21 protein-coding genes are annotated in these 23,667 nt (G+C 37.9%); 8 read left to right on the top strand and 13 right to left on the bottom strand.

What is annotated here, in order from left to right; genetic code table 11:
• Positions 1-125: 125 nt before the first annotated feature.
• Positions 126-506, top strand: a complete 381-nt coding sequence (locus tag AB1Z56_RS01430) for a VOC family protein (RefSeq protein ID WP_426790878.1) — start codon at positions 126-128, stop codon at positions 504-506.
• Between the two features lie 24 nt (positions 507-530).
• Here AB1Z56_RS01430 and AB1Z56_RS01435 read toward each other — a convergent pair whose 3' ends face one another.
• The gene (locus AB1Z56_RS01435; protein ID WP_426790879.1) at positions 531-1,280 is read right to left on the bottom strand and encodes a TrmH family RNA methyltransferase; all 750 of its coding nucleotides are present in this window, start codon (positions 1,278-1,280) and stop codon (positions 531-533) included.
• A gap of 9 nt (positions 1,281-1,289) precedes the next feature.
• On the opposite strand from AB1Z56_RS01435, the gene AB1Z56_RS01440 reads away from it, so the two are divergent.
• Positions 1,290-3,641, top strand: a complete 2,352-nt coding sequence (locus AB1Z56_RS01440; RefSeq protein WP_426790880.1) for a BamA/TamA family outer membrane protein — start codon at positions 1,290-1,292, stop codon at positions 3,639-3,641.
• A gap of 72 nt (positions 3,642-3,713) precedes the next feature.
• On the opposite strand, the gene AB1Z56_RS01445 is transcribed toward AB1Z56_RS01440, so the two are convergent.
• The 3 genes from AB1Z56_RS01445 to AB1Z56_RS01455 form a co-directional block, all read right to left on the bottom strand.
• Complete coding sequence (locus AB1Z56_RS01445) at positions 3,714-4,241, bottom strand: hypothetical protein (RefSeq protein ID WP_426790881.1); 528 nt, start codon at positions 4,239-4,241, stop codon at positions 3,714-3,716.
• A gap of 465 nt (positions 4,242-4,706) precedes the next feature.
• A complete protein-coding gene (locus AB1Z56_RS01450; protein WP_426790882.1) occupies positions 4,707-4,961 on the bottom strand; it encodes a hypothetical protein in 255 nt (84 codons plus the stop codon).
• A 48-nt stretch (positions 4,962-5,009) separates the two neighbouring features.
• Positions 5,010-5,834, bottom strand: coding sequence for a hypothetical protein (locus AB1Z56_RS01455; protein WP_426790883.1), 825 nt, complete (start codon positions 5,832-5,834; stop codon positions 5,010-5,012).
• Between the two features lie 93 nt (positions 5,835-5,927).
• On the opposite strand from AB1Z56_RS01455, the gene AB1Z56_RS01460 reads away from it, so the two are divergent.
• Both AB1Z56_RS01460 and AB1Z56_RS01465 read left to right on the top strand, forming a co-directional pair.
• Positions 5,928-9,038 (top strand): DUF6493 family protein, encoded by a 3,111-nt coding sequence (locus AB1Z56_RS01460; RefSeq protein WP_426790884.1) that lies wholly within the window; start codon positions 5,928-5,930, stop codon positions 9,036-9,038.
• Positions 9,039-9,042: 4 nt separating this feature from the next.
• Entirely contained in the window at positions 9,043-10,377 is a 1,335-nt protein-coding gene (locus tag AB1Z56_RS01465) for an SWIM zinc finger family protein (protein ID WP_426790885.1), read from the top strand.
• Positions 10,378-10,486: 109 nt separating this feature from the next.
• Here the strand turns inward: AB1Z56_RS01465 and AB1Z56_RS01470 are convergent, their stop codons facing one another.
• The 4 genes from AB1Z56_RS01470 to AB1Z56_RS01485 all read right to left on the bottom strand — a co-directional run bounded on the left by AB1Z56_RS01470 (position 10,487) and on the right by AB1Z56_RS01485 (position 12,921).
• Positions 10,487-10,975: a hypothetical protein gene (locus tag AB1Z56_RS01470; protein ID WP_426790886.1), complete on the bottom strand. Its 489-nt coding sequence runs from the start codon at positions 10,973-10,975 to the stop codon at positions 10,487-10,489.
• Between the two features lie 68 nt (positions 10,976-11,043).
• A complete protein-coding gene (locus tag AB1Z56_RS01475) occupies positions 11,044-11,736 on the bottom strand; it encodes a hypothetical protein (protein WP_426790887.1) in 693 nt (230 codons plus the stop codon).
• A gap of 20 nt (positions 11,737-11,756) precedes the next feature.
• Complete coding sequence (locus AB1Z56_RS01480) at positions 11,757-12,302, bottom strand: YcxB family protein (protein ID WP_426790888.1); 546 nt, start codon at positions 12,300-12,302, stop codon at positions 11,757-11,759.
• A gap of 16 nt (positions 12,303-12,318) precedes the next feature.
• Positions 12,319-12,921, bottom strand: a complete 603-nt coding sequence (locus AB1Z56_RS01485) for an SMI1/KNR4 family protein (RefSeq protein WP_309365107.1) — start codon at positions 12,919-12,921, stop codon at positions 12,319-12,321.
• 205 nt (positions 12,922-13,126) lie between these two features.
• Here AB1Z56_RS01485 and AB1Z56_RS01490 point away from each other — a divergent pair, with 205 nt between their 5' ends.
• The 3 genes from AB1Z56_RS01490 (at position 13,127) to AB1Z56_RS01500 (ending at position 16,920) form a co-directional block, all read left to right on the top strand.
• Positions 13,127-15,307, top strand: coding sequence for a S41 family peptidase (locus tag AB1Z56_RS01490; protein ID WP_426790889.1), 2,181 nt, complete (start codon positions 13,127-13,129; stop codon positions 15,305-15,307).
• 171 nt (positions 15,308-15,478) lie between these two features.
• The gene (locus AB1Z56_RS01495; protein ID WP_426790890.1) at positions 15,479-16,492 is read left to right on the top strand and encodes a PDDEXK nuclease domain-containing protein; all 1,014 of its coding nucleotides are present in this window, start codon (positions 15,479-15,481) and stop codon (positions 16,490-16,492) included.
• 167 nt (positions 16,493-16,659) lie between these two features.
• On the top strand, positions 16,660-16,920 hold the full coding sequence (locus AB1Z56_RS01500; protein ID WP_075991712.1) for a hypothetical protein: 261 nt from the start codon (positions 16,660-16,662) through the stop codon (positions 16,918-16,920).
• A gap of 141 nt (positions 16,921-17,061) precedes the next feature.
• Here the strand turns inward: AB1Z56_RS01500 and AB1Z56_RS01505 are convergent, their stop codons facing one another.
• Together AB1Z56_RS01505 and AB1Z56_RS01510 are read right to left on the bottom strand one after the other, a co-directional pair.
• Positions 17,062-17,475 (bottom strand): hypothetical protein, encoded by a 414-nt coding sequence (locus tag AB1Z56_RS01505; protein WP_112374214.1) that lies wholly within the window; start codon positions 17,473-17,475, stop codon positions 17,062-17,064.
• A 67-nt stretch (positions 17,476-17,542) separates the two neighbouring features.
• Positions 17,543-18,157, bottom strand: a complete 615-nt coding sequence (locus AB1Z56_RS01510; RefSeq protein WP_426790891.1) for a sprT domain-containing protein — start codon at positions 18,155-18,157, stop codon at positions 17,543-17,545.
• A 302-nt stretch (positions 18,158-18,459) separates the two neighbouring features.
• On the opposite strand from AB1Z56_RS01510, the gene recN reads away from it, so the two are divergent.
• Positions 18,460-20,121 carry a DNA repair protein RecN gene (gene recN / locus AB1Z56_RS01515; RefSeq protein ID WP_426790892.1) on the top strand — a complete coding sequence of 554 codons (1,662 nt, stop codon included), beginning with the start codon at positions 18,460-18,462 and terminating at the stop codon, positions 20,119-20,121.
• A 114-nt stretch (positions 20,122-20,235) separates the two neighbouring features.
• Here the strand turns inward: recN and AB1Z56_RS01520 are convergent, their stop codons facing one another.
• The 3 genes from AB1Z56_RS01520 to AB1Z56_RS01530 all read right to left on the bottom strand — a co-directional run bounded on the left by AB1Z56_RS01520 (position 20,236) and on the right by AB1Z56_RS01530 (position 23,643).
• A complete protein-coding gene (locus AB1Z56_RS01520; protein ID WP_426790893.1) occupies positions 20,236-20,934 on the bottom strand; it encodes a hypothetical protein in 699 nt (232 codons plus the stop codon).
• Positions 20,935-20,945: 11 nt separating this feature from the next.
• Complete coding sequence (locus AB1Z56_RS01525; protein WP_426790894.1) at positions 20,946-22,439, bottom strand: hypothetical protein; 1,494 nt, start codon at positions 22,437-22,439, stop codon at positions 20,946-20,948.
• A 754-nt stretch (positions 22,440-23,193) separates the two neighbouring features.
• Complete coding sequence (locus AB1Z56_RS01530) at positions 23,194-23,643, bottom strand: hypothetical protein (RefSeq protein WP_426790895.1); 450 nt, start codon at positions 23,641-23,643, stop codon at positions 23,194-23,196.
• Between the last annotated feature and the right edge of the window lie 24 nt (positions 23,644-23,667).

Genomic DNA, 23,667 nt, shown 5'->3' on the forward strand with positions numbered 1-23,667 from the left:
AGCGATTAAGCTTTTTCTTTTGGCGGAAAAATAATAGAATTCTTTCCATGAGATGGAAAAATACGACGGTGAGGGCGTTAGTGCCTAAAAAAAGGTTATTTTTGGTAATACCATTTGTTTAAAACATGCAAGAACGTGGAAATCCAGGTGTTTATTTTGAAATTCCGGTATCGGATTTGAATCGCGCAATCGCGTTTTATAGCCAGTTATTCAATTTTACCTTTGAACAGGAAGATTTTGACGATAACCAAATGGCTTACTTTCCATTTCAAGAAACCTTATCTGGGATTACTGGTGCTCTGGCGAAAGGCGAAATTTATAAACCTACACGTGAGGGTGTACTCCTTTATTTCCATGTAGAAAATGTGATCGATACAATCGTGAAAGCGCTAGCGCTGGGGGGGAAAGAGTTATATCCAGCCACCTTTCATACCGACTTGGGCTTTGCCGTAGCAGAGATTGAAGATTTGGAAGGAAACAGGATCGGATTACATCAAAAGCTGTAAGCGACGAAACAGAGCTGTCGCCTATTAGATCAATTGTTGTCGGGCTATTTCACTGCAGAAAATGGTCGTCGCAACGGCTACATTCAATGATTCAGCTTGCCCTAGACGTGGTATAGTGACAGCTTGATCGATCAAAGCTATTATTTCGTCGCTGATGCCATTTCCTTCGTTACCCATAACAATTAGCCCCTCATCAGCCCACACAGTCTGATAAATGGATTGACCATTAAGCAGGGCGCCATAGACTTTCAATCCAGTTGCCGGAATAAAATCAGTTAAATCAGTATAGTGAATCTGGAGTCTGGCCAGTGAGCCCATGGTTGCTTGCACTACTTTTGGGTTGTAGGCGTCTACAGTTCCAATGGAACAGATAATATGTTCGATTCCAAACCACTCCGCCGTGCGGATAATTGTACCCAGATTGCCTGGATCCTGCACATCATCGAGCACAAGGCTAAACTTGTTTTTTAAGTTACTTGGTACAATTTTCTGCTGTAAAGGAAGTTTGACCAAAGCGAGTATACCCTGTGGCGATTTCAGTGCGCTAATCTTTTGGAATTCAGTTTCCGTTAGTTCATGGGATTTTATATTATGCGAGATTTTACCCACTTTTGTGTTGGCGTCGTCCGTGTAGAAAATAGACTCAACCTCATAACTTGATGAAATAAATTCCATCACGGATTTTATACCCTCAACGATAAACAGGCCGTGTTGTTTTCTATACTTTTTATTTTGTAGAGACGTTATTAGACTGATTTGCGCTTTTGACAACATTTTTATTTGATGATTAAGTATCCTCGTTTTATCGGATTTGCAAGTATAACGCTTTTAGTGTTATTTTTTGCATCATGCCGGTCTTCAAAATATCTTGACGATGACCAAGCTCTGGTTACAAAAGTACAGATTTCTGGTGTCACCCCTGCATTGAAAGAATCTTCCGAAACGTATATTTCCAATCAAATAAGACCTAATTCAAGGGTAAATCTATTTATTTACAATACGTTCAATACTAAAAACGGGCGCTATAAAACTAAGAAAATTCGGAATGTCGGCGAACCACCTCACTTGCTTGACTCGGCAATGGTAGATTTATCCGCCAATCAAATCCGACGTTTTCTATTTTCAAAAGGTTACTTTAAAGCTAAGGTCGAACCAGCGATTTCAGTTTCCAAAAAGAGAGCACATATTGACTTTAAGGTGGATGAAGGTGCCCCTTACCAGGTTAGAAATATTGAACGCAAATTTGAGGACGAAGATATAAAGGGAATATTTGAACGGGAGGTACTTCCAAAAACTGCGGTTAAACCCAATACCCAATATGATGCCGCAAAGTTGCTTGATGAGCGGGAGAAACTTTATGTTTCTATGCGTAACAATGGTTATTACGATTATATAAGGCAATATATGCGTGCTGGGGTTGATTCAACGATCGATGGACCTTTGATCGACTTGAAAATTAATGTCGAAAATCCATCTGACTCTACGATACATAAAAAGTATCAAATAGATAGTGTTTATATGACGATAAGGAATTATGGAACAATGTCCAAGAAGGAACCTCGTCGCATCGTAGATTCGGCAAAGCGACTTTTGTTTGTTGATGAAACAAATAGTTTCAGATGGAAACCTTTGGAGCGTTATATGTATTTACGTTCAGGTCAGTACTATTCCTTGCGGGAGGAAAATAAATCCTATGACCGATTGTATGAAATGAATGGATTTCGTTCTGTTAAAATGCAGTTTGTCAAAAAAGATTCGAATAAACTTGATGTACACTATGAATTTGTCCCAAGACCCCGGATGGGAAATCAAATAGAGGGTGAATATACCTTTAGTTCGGGGATGAGCGGATTCAATATCGGGAATACATTTTCGCAACGTAATATCTTTGGTGGCTCTGAGCAGCTGGAAGTGAAATTACGTTATGGTGTCTTGTTTGATCCACGTTTGGCAGGCGGGCTTTCAAGTAAAATATTCAATAACGATTTTCAGGCAGGCGTAAATTTGGTTATTCCTCGTCTGATGGTGCCCTTTCATATTAATCCAGGAGGTAAATTTGGTTTGCCCAAAACGACCTACTCCATGACTTTGCAGTTATTCGATCAAGATAAAACGTATTCGAACCGTTATTTTATAACATCCTTGAATTATTCCTGGTATGAAACGGAAAATAAGTACCATAGTTTTACACCTATTGTACTAGAATATAGGGATGGACGACTGGATTCCAATTTCCGGAACAAGCTCGTACAGGAAGGTTATCAGCTGTATGTGCGTAGTAATGATCGTCAATATTTTGGTTTAGGAACACAATATACCTTTGTCCTGAATGGTAAGAAATTGAATAGCAAGGAGGACTTTCAATATTTCAGAGGAACATTGGATGTGAGTGGAAACGTATTAGATCTTATTAGCTCCTTGGCAAAATTGCCTAAGAATGCTGATGGTGAGAAAAAAATATTCGGTGTGCCCTTTCTTCAGTATGCCAAAACTGAACTTGATTATAGACTCTATCGAAATCTTGGCGGCAATAGGCAATTTGTCTTTCGTTTTAATCCAGGGATAGCGATCCCATATGGCAACAACTCCAAACTGTTGATTTTTGAGAAGAGTTTCTATAGCGGGGGGATGAATGGCATACGCGCTTGGCAGGCACGTACCTTGGGTCCTGGGGCTTATAACCGTCAGAGTCTCAGTGAAGATTTGCGCTTAAACCTGCGCAATTTAGATCAGTTGGGCGAAATTAAATTGGAAGCGAATGCGGAGTATCGATTCAGATTACTCAATAATTTTCTGGGCGCAAAGATGAATGGAGCGACATTCGTGGATATGGGAAATGTTTGGCGACTCAAGAAGGATGAAGAACTGAATCCAGGAGGGGAGTTTAAATTCAATAAATTCCTTGGGCAAGTGGCCATTGGAACCGGTTTTGGGCTCCGTTTCGATTCGGACTATTTTGTGATTCGCTTAGATGCCGGGCTTAAACTAAAAGATCCCCAATTCTCAGGTGCTGATCAATGGGTGATCAAACACTTCTTTGATTCCAAAGAATTTAAGGCACAGTATTATGAAACCCACAGACCGGATCGATACAATTTTATTCAATACAATTTTGGAATCGGTATGCCGTTCTAATTACAATTGATGTATTGTATTGCGAATCGCTTCAGTTCTGTTATTTTCCCGCTATCCGGATTTGTTACTTTGTTAACCGATTAGATTTTTGAGGCTTGAAAATATAGATTCAAAAATTTTGCTCAAGTCCAAACCCTGAGAATGGTTGAATAAAAAGAAAACAATTGCCAGGGCGATGGCCGTCATAATCACTTTTTTAAACATGTAAGCGATTCCTAAGACGACTGCAGGAATAATTAAAAACATCAATCCGCTAATGGCAAAAGGAGAAAGGCCACTATCGCTCTTATAGATATAAAATAAACGTCCTTTGGAAGTTTGCTGATTTTTATGACTGAAAAATACGAAGGTTGATGACTCAATTTTCTGATTTGGGACAGCAACACCCTCATGAAATTGCAGTGGCTGAGAGAAACCATTGATTGTAAATAGGTAATTGCCATTGATGGTCTCATTGGTATTTCCCAACGAATCCAATGCAACTACAGCCAATTTTCCATTTTTGGACAGGTTTTCCTTTACGACAAAGTTCTGGATAGTTTGCTCTTGAGCAGCAGCCCAAAAAGGTACCAGTAATAGAAAAAATATAATCTTTTTCATCTTATTATAAGCGTTTAATTTTAGCCGATTTGTAGCAAGAGATTTGGCTTATTTGCTTATATCACGTTCTACAAGCCAGGGCAAATTCATGCTGATGATGTCGAAACAAATCTTGTCAAAATGAGCATGCAATTTTAGGAATTTTAATCTTCTTTTGGAAATCTTTAACTATTCGAATGTTGGATTTGCTTCAGTTCCCTGTTTGAGTAGGATGGAATGCTTTTAGCGAAGGCCAGCTATCCTTTTATTTTCTTCTATTGGAAAATTAAGTTTTATCCTCGTTGGGTAAAGAATATGAATTGTTTTCTGTATCTTTTGTTAAGATCATATTTTGCAAATATCTAATATCAGGTTTCCCAAAAAAAGTGTTTATTTTTCCCATGGTTTGGTCATCGCACCAGTTACCTTCCGGATCTTGGATCTGTAGTACCCATTTATAAGGATGTTTGTTGTTTGAAAATTCCTTTATCCTAATAAGTCCAAATAAGCATATGTTATCTGATTTAACATGTCGTCTATTTCCTCTTCTGTATTATCATAATGCCAATGGAACTGGTCAAAAATGAGCATATTTTCTCTTATGTCAATATATAATGTAATATCAAAACCCTGAGCGGGGCTGCCAAATATTTCAAGCTCGTTCGCGTTTGGTCTTCGGTAAGAGATTTCAGGATGTTTTGTTATTTCATCTATAATTAAATCGATAATATTTTGGTCCATCTTAATGTTGGATTATTCACCTGTAAAATAGGCAAATTTTCGAAAAAATTAGTTCTTTGAGAGTTCTTCAATCAATTGCAATCTCACGGTTTCATTTAGAATACCTTTTGGATCATCTATAGTTATTTTTCCAAGGATATCTTTTTTGACGGAAGCTCGATTTCCATTATTGTCACTCGCATCATAATTCCCGAAAATATCCTTTCTAACTGAAACCCGATTTCCGCTATTGTCTTCAATCTTTTTACCACCAAGAATATCATTTCTCACTGTAGTACGTTGACCATTGCTATTTTCAATGGTGAGATTATCCAAAATATCTTTCTGTACCCTAGTTGAATTACCCTTGTTATCACGAATTTCCAAATTGCCTAAAATATCTTTTGATATCGTTGAGCTATTGCCTTGGTTATCTCGAATATCGAGGCCACCTAAAATATTTTTGGAGACAGTTTTGACGTTTCCTTTTTCATCACGGATCTCCAAATTACCGTGTATATTTCTAAAAACTGTAGATGGACTTCTGTCACCATCTTCATTTTTTACGACAATATTGCCTGAAAAGTCTTCTTTTATGGTTATTTTAACATCATCCTTAGTTACGGTTGTATATTCGCCCCAGCTACCTCGTTTAAATTTAATGGTTCTCCAGGTATCTGAAAGAATAACATCTCCCCAGCTATCGGTTTCTATTTTTATAGCGTTTTTGTCTAATCCATCTGAAATAGCCATTTTAATCATGTACTTTTTCATATTGTCAGAAGGGGGATCGGACCATATTCGGGTATGCTCTACCGTTGTTGAAAGTTTGGCTTCTACCTTTAAGGTAACCAATATTGGTAAAAAACCGAATAGATAATATATGCGTTTCATTTGACTGTGATTTAATGTCAATATACGTTTTTTTGTGCTACTTTCATTATATTTAAACAGTAGGCGAATTAATTGATATTACAGTTAGATAGAATGTTTAAGCACTTAAAATACATAGACGGTACATCGGATAAATTTTGGGAAATACAAACAGCGGGTTCTACCCATACAGTTACCTATGGTCGAAATGGAACCGCCGGCCAAAGTAAGAGTAAGACCTTTGATTCAGAAGAAGCCTGTTTAAAAGATGCAGAAAAATTAATAGCAGAGAAGACTAAAAAAGGCTATTCTGAAGATGGTACCGTAGGCGCTGATAGCAAGGAGAAAAGTTCGGCTGTTCGGCAACCAACGGCTGCTAGCCAGCGAAAAGAAGAAGCGGTAGCAGCACTGAAGTTGCTTATCAAAGAGGCAAGGACAGAAGATATCATCCCTTTTCTGGAGGAATATTCCAGTGGTAACCTAGAAATTTTAAAAAAAGAAATTCGTGCAGCCAAGCGATATTGGGTCGATTATAGCGACCTTTCTAAGGATCCTGAATTTAAAAGTAAGGCACAGTACAATTGGGGAACGCGGGGTACCAAGGAGCAACAGCGTACAGTAAAATTACTTGCTCTTGCAACATTTTCGGGTTCTGATGCCGGTAGCTGGGATATTTTTTATGAACTTTTGAACCAGGCCCGGAGCAAGGATGTGATACAGATCCTTGCCTATGCCAAGCCCAATTGGCTGGGCGGATATTTATTACAGTTAGTTCGTAAAAATGAGTGGCAACAGATAAATTATGACAATCTCCGTTTTTTGGAACAAATGGGACATGTTGATTTTGAACCGGAGCTTTATGCAAGTTCAATTTCTGGTTTTAATAATTATGAGTCAAAGAGGTTTTTTGATCTTCTTACAACAGATGAATTGACAGTACAACGTGATATTCCTTTGGTATTTGAATATGAAACGGGCATTCACAGCAGGTATTGGGATTATAACTATCAGAATGCAGTCAATGAACTGCTATGGGATAAGGTGTTTGATACGCTGTTGGAAAACGGAAAAATTGATCGGGAACTCATCATCACTGGAGCGCTCGAAGCTCAAACCAAAAATTGGAATAATAATCTAAAAAGCTATTTCAGAAAGCTTATTGAGCGGATGAAAATTTCCGAGAATACTGTGATTGAATATCAGCAACAGTTCTTCCCTTTATTGCATGCTGAACATAGCGCTGTGATCAATTTTGCAGTAGAATATTTGAAACCTTTCTTCGTGCATACTGATTTTCAGTTACATGATTTTTTGGATTGGGCAGAAGCGATCTTTATGCGGAGCGATGTTAAGGCAAGTCTTAAAACTCTTCTGATACAGTTTGACAAACTATTGAAACAAAAATCCGAATGGCAGGAACGATTTGTTTCGCTAGCGGCCGATATCTTTATGATTCCGGATTTGCAGTTACAAGAAAGAGCAGCGAAGTTTATTCTAAAATATCAAAAAGAACCATCTGAAGAGCTTGCAGCTAAGTTGCAGCTTTATAAACCACAGATGATGGGGGCTATTGGTACTGATCTCAAGCACCTGCTATTGGAGGAAGGTTATTCGGAGGAAGAGATACTTGCTGAGCTTCAGGGCGAAACAGTCGAGCAGTATGGGTATCAGCCCATAGACGTCCGACGTTTAAACGAACCCTACGAATATCCACAGACCTGGAACGAATTATTTTTCAAGGTAGGGGAGGTAATAGGAGGTTCCGACCCCATTCAGGTGGAGATACTAATGAATGCATGGGTGCAACAGACAGCCGTTTTCCCCTCAGACTATCAGATACAGTTAGAACCTTACATTAAACAATTGACAGGAGCCTATCGTGAATCTTCCTGGTACAATCATTTCTCAGGGACCTTCATTAATATGTTTTATAAACCCACTGTAGTATATAAAGATAAAGATCGGTATCACAATTACTCCAAGTGGGTCAGTCTGATGGGAAGCCAATTGGAGCTATTGCAACGTTATCGGATTGATGGTATCCAGCTGCCACTTTTGAGTCTGCCGACACATAAGCCATTTTGGATCGCACCGATCATTCTCGTTGAGCGTATCTTGGCTTATCAGGAAGCAGGAGTGAAAATCAATTTGTTGGATTTTTCCATAGCCCTAAGCCGTACTGTCCGTGAAGATCTAGAAGGAATTGAAGCCTTAATAAAACAAATAAAGGAACAGCAGGTAAAAGATGTGATCAGCTATGCCCTAGGGCTGGATCCAATGAAGGTTCAGCAGCAATCCTGGCTTAAAAATTTATTGTCTTCCAAAGATTCCGATCAGGTCAACTGGATTGGTGTATGGGCGACCGTCGCTCGCACGCATCATCAGGATACCCATTTTGAAGAATTTGCCAAAGAGCCTTTAGCGGATATTCCTTTTGCTGCACAGCCATTCCGTCCAGCATTGAAAATAGAACCAACCTATTATAACGGTTATAACTACACGACTAGAAAATCGGAACAGGTGTATAACGGTGATAAGCTGACCTATCATTTCCCGTCTTACAAACAGGGAGCCGAGACCTTTTTGTATCACAAAGATATTTTCAACCGGGGGAACAATACTTTACTGTCTTATTATTTGTATAGGGCCGATGTCCCCTATATGCATAGTTTGATGCCGCAGAATACGGAAAGTCTTTCCATGTTTTTAACAATGGGGCTGAATAGTAAGAGTGATATTGGCGGAAAATCTTCGGCTGCTTACCTGCAGGAGATGCTGTACGACTTTTTCCATTTTGATCAACAGTCCAATCTATACCTGGCAACTTCACTCTTTAATAAAGAGAAAGAGGTGCGTGCGATGGCTGTTGAAGTCATTTTGGCTGCAGTTAATGAAAATAGATTGGACATCACTGTATTAGGTGAACAATTGGGAATGCTGTTGAGCAATGGTTATGGCCCAATAGGTCGTTGTGTTGAAGTGCTGGAGCAATGTCGCGATATATCTTCAAAGCATAACAATGCCTTATTGCAGCTATTGGATGCGGCTTTTGCGCATTACAACATTGCTGAAAAAATGCCGACCAATTTTAAGAAAATCATCGAATATTATTACGATTTGATGAACAAGGAGCAATATCATTTTCCAGAGGATCTTCAACAGATTTTTGAGAAACTGGAAATATATAAGGGTTTACAACCTATTTTGAAAAAAATAAGAAAATAACAATATGGCAGAGCAAGATTTAGCGATTAGCTATGCAAGAAATTCACAGCTGACCCAACAATCGGGCATACAGCAATTGGTATTGGCACACCAGTCGGAATTGGCCGAAGTCGCCAATGTACCTTGTTTCTTTTGGGGGAGTTTGACGGATCCTTTACTGACATCCAAATGTTTGTTGACTTTGTCGAAAGTAGTGCGGTCTAGTTTCGGCCCTGTACCTCCGAGTTTGCGGGATCCTATCGTTTCAGCTGGTACCAATCAGATTCGTTTTGAGGGCTTCTCTTCCTGCAATGGTGTTTATGCACGCCTGGATTTATTGGAAGATGCTATTGACGGTGAGTTTATTACGAGTGGTACAACCAATGTGGATTTCAACGAACCGATGCTCAATGCCTTAAATGCTGTCAAGAAAACCGAAAGGATGGTGTTAGGAGTAGGAAGCAATGAGGTAGCCATTAGTACTGATAAAGCCAAAGTGACTGAAAAGAAAGTGACTTTGCCACCGCGTTGGATCAAAGGGCTGACTTCGGTCCAATTATATTTGGCGGGTATGGAGCTACAGTTTGAATTAAATAAAATTCAGCTTATCCAATTATTTCAAGGCATTCCAAAAGGGAATGTAAAAGGGGAATTCTATTTGACGAAAAGAGCTAACCGATTTGTGTTTTCCCCTATAAGCACAGGTGATGCGGTACGTATTGGTGGTATACAGCGATTACGTTTATTGGAGGGACTGCTTACGTACGCAGATAAGTTGCTTGTTTATCAGGAAAAAGGAGGTGAAAGTGCGGCTTTTGTTGCCGACTTTGGTAAAATGAGACTAACTCTTGCCTTGTCACCAGATAGTTATCGCGGATTTTCGGGCGAAGGTAATGTATTGGAAAATATGATTAAGGCCGTTCCGGATGAATGGATTCATGCTGTCAATGGACTACTCAAATCTAATGAGTTATTTGATCCAACAATGCTTTCAATTGAGCATGATGTCGATTTTGACACGATGGACACCCTATCAGCATCATTATCTTCCATCGGGTTGTTGGGCTATGATCTACATAGTCATCAGCACTATTATAGACGATTGCCATTTAAGATGGAACGTATCTTGGCATTGAACCCAAGGCTAAAAAATGCAAAAAAACTCGTTGCGACAGCAGGTGTACAATTTGTTAAGAATACAACGGATTATATCGAAGCTAGAGTTGATGGATCAGGTGTGCAACATACTGTCATTATACAGGGCGACAAGCATCAATGTACCTGCAATTGGTTTACCAATCATCAGGGAAAAAGAGGGTTATGTAAACATATACTGGCCGTCAAGATGTTGAATGGTTAACCAGTTTGTTGCTTCATATTTTGCTTGCGGTGAAGTATGAAGTAACAAATTGTATTTGTCAAATATTTAAAAACAAAGCGACAGGAGATTTGGTCTATCCTCTGGTCGGTTAGTCTAAGATCTCTTCGTATGTTAATGTATTTTTACTCTTTGATACACAAGTAGTTATAAATGTCGGAGCGATACCTTTGCCATTTGGGCGATACATGGAATAGGTATAGGAATCATTGTCATGATAATTGGCGCGTAGCGTGTCACCCTCATATCTGTCTACCGCGGAGCTATGAACTTCTATTCTTTCATCCATTTTGTCACTCCAAGTTCGTTGATCGATGAAAGATTGTTTGTCTTTTTCGGAAATAAATAGTTCAAATTGATGCGTGTAATCTCTTAAGCCACCACTTTGATTGGAAATAATTTTAAAATCATCGTTTAGTGTGATATGGTGTTCGCTGAGTAATTGTCTTGCATCAGATTTAGAGAACAAGAGATCATCAAATAGCAAGTATAGCGTGAATATAAGAAAAGGCAAGATTAAAACAATCGAGACGATAGTTCCCAACTTTTTACGGCCAGACTTTTTTAAGATCCAGTACATTAAATAGATAAATAGGCCTGGGATGCCAAACCATATCAAAAAAATTAGCGCGTATAGTGTATACATGATCATCCATCCAATAGATTTTGCAAATCAGCTTTATCACCTTTATAAACAAGGAAAAAATCACTTGGATTTTTAGCAAGGAGTTGAGCCCGTTCATCACTATCGTGATTGAGCCAATAGATCTTTCCACCTCTTGTTACGGCAATATAATTCCCGTCATCCATATCAAGGATTGTGTAATAGAACTTCCCTCCAAGCTCTATTTCAAAGGTGCCATCTAAATCCAATAATGTAAGTTGCTCGTTTGATAATGATTTTAAGGCTTTTTCTGCTATTTTTTGATCTGGATTGATTATTTCAACAGGCTCTATAATTAAGCTGCTTTTCTGGATTTTATTTAAGTCAAAGTCACGATGAAAACTTTTCGGACAGTCGACAATAATGTTTGTTAAGCTATTCGACTGGAAGAATAATTTGAGCGGTTGATAGCCTTTTGATTTGTTATGGTAAACTGTGATGCCAGAGAGATTGAAATGTTGGTTATATTTTCTGTTGATTAATTGAAAGCTGTCAGGTGAATATGATCTTGCCACATAGATACCTTCAGGTTTTGAAGTAAAACTAATGTGCAACACGTTAGATAAAAGTAAGGTGTCGGTTACTTTGGGCAGTTCAGTTAATAGCAATCTGGCAAGCTTTGTTTCAAAGTTTATAATATGTTTTTTCTTGGTCCTTGAGGAGAATATGTGCCACATAATTTAGTAATTTTTTAACCCTATTTCCATTCCCAGTTTTCATCTATAATATAACCGATCTTTAGAAAACCGGCCAATTCTTTCAATCTGCCGATGAGTACATTTTTATTTTCTATTTTTTCTTTGGGTATAATCAAAGACTGACCATCTTTTAAGTTAATATAAATGTATGATTGTAATTCATATATTTCTTTTATCTCAATGCATGCGACTTTACTCACACTGTTATTGTTTGTTGCGATAATGTATTCATTGCTGAATTCCACTGTTGATAGTTTTCCGAATCTTTCATTCCAATGTTCTTTAATAAAAGCGCTGTAGTGAGTAATGTAACGTTTTCTCTCGCGGATCGGATAGATGAAAAACCATAGGAGAGGTACGATGATAAAGAACAAAGCCCATATATATTGTTTGTTTAGAACAAACATCAAGCAGAACGGTAGGTAAAAAATGGGTATGATAATTTTATTTCGTTGCCGCTTTTTTTTAATTCGTTCAGACTTCGAAGCAATAAAAAGTTGATGGTTTAGATAGTCATTCTCATCAAGGGAGTAGCCTATTTTCATGGTCTATATTTTGGTGCTAATACATATCTTCTTCATCAATAAAATTAAAACCAGTATTGATCAGTAGCTCGAGATACTCATCGAAACTATCCGCTATGACACGAAACTCATCAGGGTCGTGTACGAAACGTACGATTTGTCCTTTTTTACCTTTTCCTGAGGGGCTGAAATCTACAAATAATTGAGAAGTTCCGCCATTATTCATACAATCGGAAAAATGAAGCCATTTTAAGTCCGTTGATTGATCAGTAATCTTGTTATCAATTTCCACGTGATCGTACTTTCGGTCAATATAGTCGGCATAATAAGCATGTGCAATATGTTGATTGTCGATCATCTCCTTAGATGATAAGAGATAATAAGGATACTCATTTAAGTCAGATCCCAAAAAGAAAAATGCAATTTCTTCATCAGCATAAGTCCGCCAATAAGTTCCATCGACATATTCAAGTAAATCGATCAGTCCCTGAGGAGCTGCTGGAAATATCTCTTTGAGTTTCTCAAGATCTGTTGTGCTTGCACCATGTTTAATCTGTTCAAAATGGTCCCAGGTTTCTTTGCCACCATTTTCATAGTATGCTTTCTTTAACCCAGATAAATAATTGTCAGCTATTTTCATTTGCTTTTATTCTTGTCAGTGAAGTTAGCCAAACTTTATGATAGATTAAAAGTAAATTGTCGTGTATCTCTTTTTCTGTATGTTTTTTATAAAGAACCTAAAATTTTAAAATAACGGAGGAAAAGTAGAAAAAGATTGTTGCGAAAAGTTAAAAATGTTTTGTTAATAATTCATTAAATGGTTAATTTGATAAAAAAAATAAATTATGAAACCTAATCGCCTATTTATTTTCCTTGTTGTTTTTTTAACAACGATAGCTGTTCCTGTGTTTAGTCAACAAAATTTTAACTTTTCATTTGATCAACCGATTACGAATCCATGGTTCAAGGTCGGTGATACGACGGTTTTTAAGAGTAGTATAGATCACGATACGTATTATAGTGCAAAAGGAGCGCTTCGGATTGAAAGTATAAAAAAGAACAGCGCTTTCGGAGGAATTATGATGTGGTTACCATCAAATTTAAAGGGCGATTCCATTGAAGTGTCTGCGATGATTAAGCGCGAGAACATCATCGCGGGGTCTTATGCGTCGATGATGTTACGGATAGATCCCGAAATCTTTTTCGATAATATGGCTAACCGCCAAATTAACGGGACAAAAAACTGGGAAAATATAAAGCTGAAGACCAAATTGGTGACAAACCAGACGGAAGGGATATCCATTGCATTTTTTCTTTCAGGGGAAGGTAAGATGTGGGTTGATGATGTGCTTATTACTGTAGATGGTAAGGATATTACCAAAGAAGTAGGCATGTTTGTGCCATTTGTGAAAGGAATCAGTGAGCCTGCAAGTTCAGGGATCTCCGATTTTAATAATACGCCTGAAATTGATCAACGCTTAGTGGATCTGGGAAGAATCTGGGGTTTTCTCAAATATAGACATCCAGCTGTGTCGCTAGGAAAATATGATTGGGATCAGCAGTTATTTAAGTCCATTAATACTATTATTATGGCAAAAGATAGGAAATCTGTCGAGGCACACTATGCTGCGCTGCTAGACAGTCTCGGCACGACGGTCAATTATGCCAAGCCAACGCTTGAAAACGTCGTTCACGAAATAGATTATAGCTGGATCGATGAGCTTCCATTTAAGGATGATCTTAAAGATAAACTGAAGCGTATTCGTTACAGCAGTTTTGATCAACACCATTATTTTGGCTTTGCTGGCGGCGCAGGTAATGTCCTTTTCAAGAACGAGAAAAAATATGAAAATGTATTTTCAGCGGATGCAGGATTTCGTCTGTTGGCACTTTTTCGTTTTTGGAATATGATCGAATATTTTTCACCCTATAAACATCTGACGGATTCGAAATGGGATGCGGTTTTAAAGACCGCTGTGCCCGAAATGATCCTTAGTCGGGATGATCGTTCTTATGGACTTTCACTTCTCAAGATGATATCCCAGGTTAAAGATGCACATACCGGACTTTGGAGCATGCCTAAAGGGTTGATAAATTATTATGGCAAGTACCGTATGCCAATAGAGATCCGAATGATAGAGGGAAAAGCCGTTGTAACTAAAATCCTTGATCCTGAGAAATCCGGAGATAAATTGCGGATAGGGGATGTGCTTATCAGTAAAGAACAAAAAAAGATCGAAGAAATCAAAGATTCGCTTTGGGCTTATATGAGCACACCGAATGAAGCTGTCGCCAACCGTGATCTGGCGAGAAAGCTTGTGACAAGCAATAGTGAGATTGTACCCTGTGAGTTAGTGCGTGATGGCCAGCCGATTAAAGTAGATATTGCTGCAGTACCTTCTAGCCAAATTAAACCTGCTCCAAGAGATACCGTGCCTTTTAAGATGTTGGACAATAATATTCTATATATCAATCATAGTTTACTGCGTGGTAAGATGATCACAGAAAATATGGCGAACTGGAGCAAGGTAAAAGGTATTGTGATTGATGACCGCAATTATCCCGGCGATTTTTTAGTATTCAAGCTTAGTCCTTTGTTTTTAACCAAGCCTACTGATTTTGTTCGTTTTACCAGCACGAGTCTTCAATATCCCGGCACTTTTGTTATGAGCAGCCCGCTACAGGTTGGAAAGAATGCCAATGATTGTTATCGGGGTAAAGTGGCTATTCTGGTCAATGAAGATACGCAGAGCTCTGCTGAATATCATGTAATGGCTTATCAGGCAGCGGCCAATGTCAAGGTTTTTGGATCACAGACAGCTGGTGCTGATGGCAATGTCAGTTCCATTGATCTACCAGGCAATCAGCGGACAATGCTTTCCGGACTGGGGGTATATTATCCCGATCAACGTGAAACCCAGCGTGTAGGGGTTAAAATTGATGAGATTGTCAAACCGAGTATCAAAGGGATTCGCGAAGGTAGGGATGAGGTAATGGAAAAAGCATTGGAGTATTTAAATCAATAGACTAGGCCTTCCTTCGGATGGTCGTTAACGAGCTATTATATACTTAAAGTCAGACATGTTAAAATGAATTAGCTTTTTTAATTTATTTGCTAAAATATTTAGTATTACAATCGTTTTTAGCTATCTTTGTATTGTTCACTTACAGAAGTAATACCAAGAAAATAAACAATTATGTTGTCCGATCAAACTTTAGTATCCGATATAAAGGCAATTATTGCGCAGTCCAAAGAAAATGCGGTTCGTGCTGTCGATCATCAGCGCACATTGATGTACTGGCATATTGGCCAACGTATTTTTGAACAGGAGCAGGAAGGTAAGGAGAGAGCGGATTATGGGAAATACATTATAAAGTATCTTTCAGCGGAGTTACAACCTGAGTTTGGTAGTGGTTTTTCATCTAGACAGTTAAATTGGTACCGTCAGTTTTATCGCACATTTCCAATTGTGTCTACACTGTGGACGCAATTGAGTTGGAGCCAATATAAGCTGCTTTTAAGTCTTAGTAGCGAGGAACATAGGGAGTTTTATATTGCCGAGACCATAAAAAATAATTGGACAGTCCGACAGCTTGAGCGGCAGATCAACACGAATCTATACGGACGCCTGCTTCTTAGTAACGATAAGGAAAGTGTATTGGCTGTAGCAAAAAAGGAAAAGCTGCCTTCGGATGCGAAGGAGATTATCAAAGATCCAATGGTACTGGAATTTTTGGGTTTGAAACGGGAAAGCGCTTACTATGAAAAGGACCTTGAGGGCGCCATTATTGCCCATCTTCAAGAGTTCTTACTCGAATTAGGAAATGGCTTCTCATTTGTCGCTAGACAAAAACGTATCCATATCGAGGGCGATGAGTTTTTCGTTGATCTGGTCTTCTACAACCGCCTGTTGCAAAGTTTTGTGATTATTGAAATTAAGACACATAAATTAACGCATCAGGACATCGGTCAACTACAGATGTACGTGAATTATTATGACCGTATGGAAAAGCTTCCGCATGAACATCCGACGGTTGGCATTTTGCTTTGTGCGAGCAAAAACGATGCGGTCGTCAAATTTACCCTTCCTGAAGACCAAAAACAGATTGTTGCCAGTCAATATGAACTTTATCTACCGACAGAGCAACAGTTGCTGGATGAGGTAAATAAAGAGTTGAATAGTTTTGTCGGTAAAAGTGACGCTGAATAGATCTTTCAAGTGTTTATATGGGGCTATTTAAGGGAATTTTAAACGCGATAAACTGGGTTAATTTATAAGCATTAGGGGATGAAATGACTGTGTTCCCGCTTTTTTCATTTTTATTTTTCTAACATAGATTATTTTGTACATTTGTATCGAATAAAATCGAAATTGAAATGGCAGAAACTGTACAACCAAGAGGTCCAAAGACAACTGATAATAATGCGAACCAAACTCATTACTACAAAACATTGGTAGTAGCGATCGCTTTAGGTTTAATAGGTACATTTATCCGTTTTGTACCGGATGTATGTGCGGCAATGGGCCAACAAACTTTTTTGTTTTCCGCGATAGCTAACATCTCCATGATCGTAGGTGCACTTATCGCATTCAAAACCGTTTTCGGAATTTTGGGATTTGGAAAAAACCGTGACTAATTAAAAGTCAGCTAAAATATTTGAAAGCCTCAGTTTACTGGGGCTTTTTTTATGGGATAAAATCTGGAATCTCTATTTTTAGATCAGCTACAAAAAAAGGCCTCACAATCGTGAGGCCTTCTCTTGTATGATTATCGCAGACTACGCGAAAAGTGACCAAGTAGACCAAGGAATACGAGCAAGAATCAAAATCAAACCGATGATATAGAAAATAACAACCGTTTGGTTTGCTTTTTTTGCATTTTCAATCTTTTTAGCTTTAGAGTAACCAATTGTGATCAATACAATAGCAATGATCATGGTTAAAGGGTGTTCGATGATTTTAAAACGTAATGTCGGATCTTTCATTACGGCGCCAGAGATCATCGATGGATACTTTAAATAAAAGAATAAAATCAATCCCACCAATAATTGAATATGCGATGCAATGAAACCCAATAAAGCAATTTTACGGTTGTACGGTTTGTTGCCTAAATAGTTTGATAGGGTGATCACGATCGATATCACCAGGGCTAGCAATAATACAATTGCTATAGTCGAGTGTAAGTGTAACATAAAAGCTCTCTTTAATTGTTTCCTAAGTTAGCAAAGATAAAAATATAATGAATGTATTTGTCAAAAATCATTGTTCTAGCAGAAATACCTCCGCGATTGGATTGAATAGATATATACGTTTGCTACTCAATTCCATGCACTTATAGCGTTTTCTTATCTTCTCAATACGTTGAAATGAACGCCCGTTTTTTAGTTTAAAGAAATGACCATCTTCCAGGGATTCCACCGTAAGGGCACTGGTTTTGACGGTATCGTATGATTTTAAGGTTCGAAACAGATGAAGGTCCGTACAGCTTGAAGCAGCGGGGTTTTCCATATAGCGATGAATGGCGCTACTGATATCAAGCGGAAAGATATTCAATTTTAGAAAAGGATCCATAAGCTCTTTAAAATTGCTCTTCCATTCCGTACCATGGGGTTTGACACGATGCTGATGTTTATTCCAGGTCTGTAAATGTGCGAATTCATGGATCGTCGTAATCAAAAACGAATAGGAATTCAAATCATGGTTGACGGAGATGCGATGTGGGCTTCCTTTAAACGGTGCACGGTAATCTCCTAGTTTGGTACTCCTTGAACGAGAAATCTTAAATAAGCAGCGGGTATGATTAATCCAGTTGGATATAATCGGCGCAGCTTCTTCAGGCATGTATTTTTTAAGCGTAGCACTATAATCTTGCATGCCATAAAAATAGGGATTTATTCATGTCAATAGTGCTAAATGAGAACATTCTTTTGTCAAAAATAAAATCTATTTACTAAAAATAGTAGTTTTTTATTTGGAAAAATGATATTATTTTTAGTATTTAGTACCTGAGAATATTAAAAGTGGGCATGTTATTAAAGCAGAGTAGCTGTTTTTTTAAATAAAATATATTGAAATCGCCTGAGTTTTAGGTAAATTACCTACAGAAAGGTTCATGAAACATAGGATCCGATTGAGGAACGGTTCTTCCTCTAAACTGTAATTAGACCTTCAAGAATATGCTAGATACCTTACATATTAGAAATTATGCACTCATCAACGAATTGGAAATCCAATTTGATAAAGGTTTAAATATGATTACCGGCGAAACCGGTGCCGGTAAATCTATTATCATGGGAGCGTTATCGTTGATCTTAGGAAATAGGGCAGAGGGAAAACATTTTTTCGACCCGTCCAAGAAATGCGTGATTGAAGGGGAATTCAAAGTAGGTTCTTATCAATTGCTTAGCTTTTTTGAGGAAAATGATCTCGACTATGCGGACCATACCATTATTCGAAGAGAAATCTCTCCCGATGGTAAATCCCGCGCATTTATTAATGATTCACCGGTCACACTAGCTATCCTCAAAGCTTTAGGTGAGCAGTTGATTGATGTGCATTCGCAACATGCAACATTGCAGATTAATACAGAAGATTTTCAGTTTCTTGTGGTCGATAGCGTGGCAGGAGCTTTTGCGCTGAAGCAAAGCTATCGGGAGAGTTTCTTCGCTTATAAGAAAGCAAAAAAAGAACTGGAAGAATTTAAGGAAATGGTCAAGAAAGCCGCTATTGAGCAGGATTATTTTCAGTTTCAGTTTGATGAACTTGATGCAGCCCGATTGGTAGAAGACGAGCAGGTACAGCTTGAAATACAGCAACGGCAGCTGGAAAATGCAGAGGACATCAAGCGTGGGCTGGTAGGGGCATCACATCTTTTGGAAAACGATGATACAGCAGTTTTAAGCCGGTTGAAAGAGGCGATGACACAAGTAGAAGGGGTTGCTTCATTTTTGCCTGAGGCAGCAGATTTGGCTGTACGACTAAAAAGCACATGGATTGAGTTGAAAGACGTTGCTGCAGAACTCAGCTCCTTAGAGGAAGATACGCAAATAGACGAGGGTACTTTGCTGGATATCAATGAACGCTTAAGCTTATTGTATTCCTTACAGAAAAAACACCATGTGGACTCCGTCGAAGAGTTGATTCATTTGCGTGACGATCTTGAATCCAAACTGTTTGCCATAAATTCTTCGGATGAGCAATTGGAACTGTTGGAGAAAGAGGTTGTAACTAAACTAGCCATTGCCCAGAAAAACGCAAACGAACTATCAGCAGCCAGGAGAAAGGTACTGGAACTGATCGCAAAGGATGTGCAAGGGACCTTGTCAAATGTAGGTATGCCCAATGCACGACTTCAAATTAATCTGGATCCATTAAAGGAGGGTGATATGCGGGAGTCAGGGATGGATTCTATTCAGTTTTTGTTTTCGGCCAATAAAGGACAGGCTTTACAATCGATCCATAAGGTTGCATCCGGAGGAGAGCTTTCTCGTGTTATGTTGGCCATTAAATCCTTAGTTGCTAAAACTTCTGCATTACCTACTATTATTTTTGATGAAATAGATACCGGGATCTCTGGTGAGGTAGCGTTGCGTGTGGGGGAGGTGATGGAAAGTCTAGCTGAGAATATGCAGGTTATTGCTATTTCCCATTTGCCCCAAATTGCAGCTAAAGGTGCTGCGCATTATAAGGTATATAAGGAAGACAAAGCCAATCGAACTATATCTAACATTGTTCGTTTGGATCAGGAAGGTAGAGTCAGGGAAATCGCTCAGATGCTCAGTGGTACCAATCCCACAGATGCAGCATTGGAACATGCGGAGTTATTGCTGAAAGGATAGCTTATTTTCGTAAGTATATTTAAAGATAACAATAATATTCTGATTAGTCTTAAAAAAAGGGGTAACTCTTATATCAAGTTCACCCTTTTTATGATTCAGTATTTGAATGAGTTGCTAGTTCCTAGTTCTACCACCGTCAGTTCTAGTAGTATCTGTTTCGGTATTAGCTGATCCTCCAGTTCGTGTTCTACTTTGAGTGGGTTCAAAAGTTGTATTTTCAATAAAGCTCTTTGCAAAAGTTAAACGTTCAGATTCTGGTAAATTAATTGTTATTGTTCCTCTAACCGTTTCGGCCTTCGTTTTTGATACTATAACAAAACTAATTAAATTGCTGTTTTTGCTAAATATAAAACTCCCATCTAATACATTATTCTTTATGTACTCAGTAACAAGATCCTTTTCTTCATTAACTTGATAAAAAGGATAGAAAAATCCTTTAGATATTACTTCTATACTTTTTGGTGTGCCAAATTGGGCTTGTCCACGCCAAGAAATGAGTAACAACCCTTCTGCTAGATTCCGAGAGCTAGTTCTTGGGTTAGGTTCGGCACCATTTAGTGGAAGTGAATACAATATTCTGTAATATGAACTATTATTATCAATTTCATCTATCGTATCGTCTACTAAATCTCGATTTGTAGTTCCATAAAAACCTTCTTTTAGTTTTGTGTTTAAGATATTTATTTCTTTTAAATCAGTAAGTCTATTGTCTTGTCGAATGAGACTGTTTGATATTTTTTCAGTTGTATTTTGTTGAGCAAAGAGACTTGTTGCTAACAACAGAGATGCTACGTAAGCTAGAAATGTTTTCATATTAAGATTTCTTATGGAGTACATGGATTAGTTTTATTTAGTTTCCCTTTACTGTCTCGGTTGACTGCTTGGTTTTTATTAGTTTCACCTATTTTCTGTTTGTTTAAATTAAACATTTTTCCATACATTTTTAAGAGTGCTAATTCACCTGAAGTCTGATTATCAACTATGGAAGGGGGATCGCTGATTTCATTAGCGACAAAATATTTTGTCATAGAATTAGTATATTGTTCATTTGCTCCTTTTTGTGTTTTATTGAAGTTTCCAGCCATAATTGCAAATAATTGAGCATTTTCAATCGTTAACGTATAAACATTGCCACCGCTAACGATAATGGAAGTATAATTTCTAATATATGATTCTAATTGATTTGCGGGGATATTCTGCTGATCTACCATTTGTGTAAGATCTAGGGCTGCATTAAAAATATCCGATGGGCTCGGAGCGCCTCCATTTGGATGATTATGGATATAGCCTATTACATATCCACCTTTTGCATCCCATGTTGGATTCACAGATTTTCTGCTTACATTATTATCTGATGAAGGTGTACCAATAATTAAAGAGCTGGGGTCATTGGGGTTCGAGAGTTTTATCGCCGCACCCCATTCAACATCCTTATCCTTAATAGTATTAATTACGTTGCGAACATATTGATTACTAGTGATTTGGTTTGCTCTGGTTACACCATCGCAGTCGGTGTTTTTAGTTTCCTGTAATATTATTTGTTTTGGAGTAGATATCCAGCCTCCAGCAGTGCCACCTCCATCAGTAGGGCCATCTGGAACCCAAACGTTTTCACAAACCGTGTTGTAGATCATCCTATCTTGCGACCAAGAAACAGAATAATCACACTCTGTGTAGTCGGTCGGATAACTACAAGTACCGGGGAAACTCGTAGATATATAACCCACCCCATGGCAATATGTACTCCATACGCAAGTGCCCTCCTCTCTGCACCGCACTTCATAGGCCGCTTTCTTGGTAGAACCTTTTGGAGATTTTAAAGCTTTTGGAGCATTGTAAGTGCTCTTACCATTCTCGTAGCTATAAGTGAAAAGATTTTTATTGAGGATATCTATCATAGATAGTTTTCCATTTTTCAGGAAATTATCATCGCTTTTTTTATCAGGATAAAAACGTGAAAGATAAAATTTTTCACCGTTAGCAACGACCAAAAATGGTGTATTATTAACAGCCTGTACAGAAATTTCTTTTTCATTCAGCTGTCCTGACCCAATCAATGGGATAATGGTATATTGTGTGGAGTCATTGATTTGGGAGTATTTTGCATTTTCCCATTGCGGTATATATTTAATTATAAGCCCACTCCTTAGGCTATCACGTGTTCGCGAATCAATAGCTAATTTTTCGTAGCTATCTTTTATTTCAGTTATGCTCACAAAAGTATTAGCCTCTTGACTATTGAGGACGATATCCTTCCTACATCCCTGATATGCAAAAATAGAAAGAACAGAGAGGAACAAAATAATATTTGTTTTCAAGTTAAATGTTGTTTTTTTGAAATACCATTTCTTTTAATGATTAGTACTGCAAATAATGTAACTTAATATTAATTGTTTTTAAATCTGTTATTAATTTTTTGTTATTTATTGTAGCTGATATTTTGTAGTCAATTGAAACCCAAAGCAAGTGTAAAAAATTAATATTCTACTAAAGAATAATAAGGACTATTAAGAAAATGGAAAGGATCAATTTGTTTACTAATATTTAAAGAAAGAAGTTGTTCAACTGAATGTGTTGAAATGGTGCAGACCATATTCTGCTTTTAAACGCTATAGAGAAGATGCTAAAAGCTTTTCCGAAACAGTTTTCGAAATGGTCTGCTCGGGCTTTTAAATGTATCTCAGAATATGTTATCGCTGATTGAAATATAGCAATAAAAAGTCTTGTAAGAATACTGTTTTAGTTGTGTAAATTTAATTTGTACTGTTTTTAAAAAGCATATAATACTAATATGTTCTTGTGTAGATCAATCGGCAAAGGTAAAATAGATCGGTCAGATGCTCAATGGTACCAATTCAACGGATGCGGCACTGGAGCATGCGGAGTTATTGCTGAATGGGTAAAATATTGCGGATTACCTAGATTTAAACAGTTCGAAATAGTCAGGTATTAAAACCTTCATGATTGCGCAGGCACCAACAGCAATAGAAGCGAACCGAAGGTTCTTTCCGGCTAATAACATCAGACACTTTCAGAAAAAAGGTCTTAGAAAAACTCTAAGACCTTTTTTATTTAGTTTCCACCATTATCGGCATCTGTCAAAGTTACTTTTGCATACATGTTTGGAGGTGGAGGAGGAGTTCCGTTAGCAGGAGGAGTTCCAACATAAGATGCATAAATGATTACATAGCCAACTTCATAGTCCACAGTATAACTGTAGTTTCCGATATATTCAGCTGGAATATTTGTGTATGATGTTGCGTGTCCTTGGCTGGCATCATAGTTGAAGGTTATTGCTACTCCTACATGACCATAGTCGAAATACTTAGCATCCAATTCATCAAATTTTAATGTATGAACAAAATTAAATGAATTATTTTTGTCTCTTTCCCACCCACTCGAAGGAACTGGTGTCACATAGGTAACCCCAGGTAGATAGTTTGTAACGTATTCTTTTTTACAAGAAGAAAATGAAACCAAGGCTGCGGTTCCAATTAATGCTGCTAATAAAAGTCTTTTCATATTGTTCGTGTTATTTGTGACATT

Origin of the sequence: Sphingobacterium sp. WOUb80, from assembly GCF_050058145.1 — a bacterium.
Classification (GTDB): Bacteria; Bacteroidota; Bacteroidia; order Sphingobacteriales; family Sphingobacteriaceae; genus Sphingobacterium.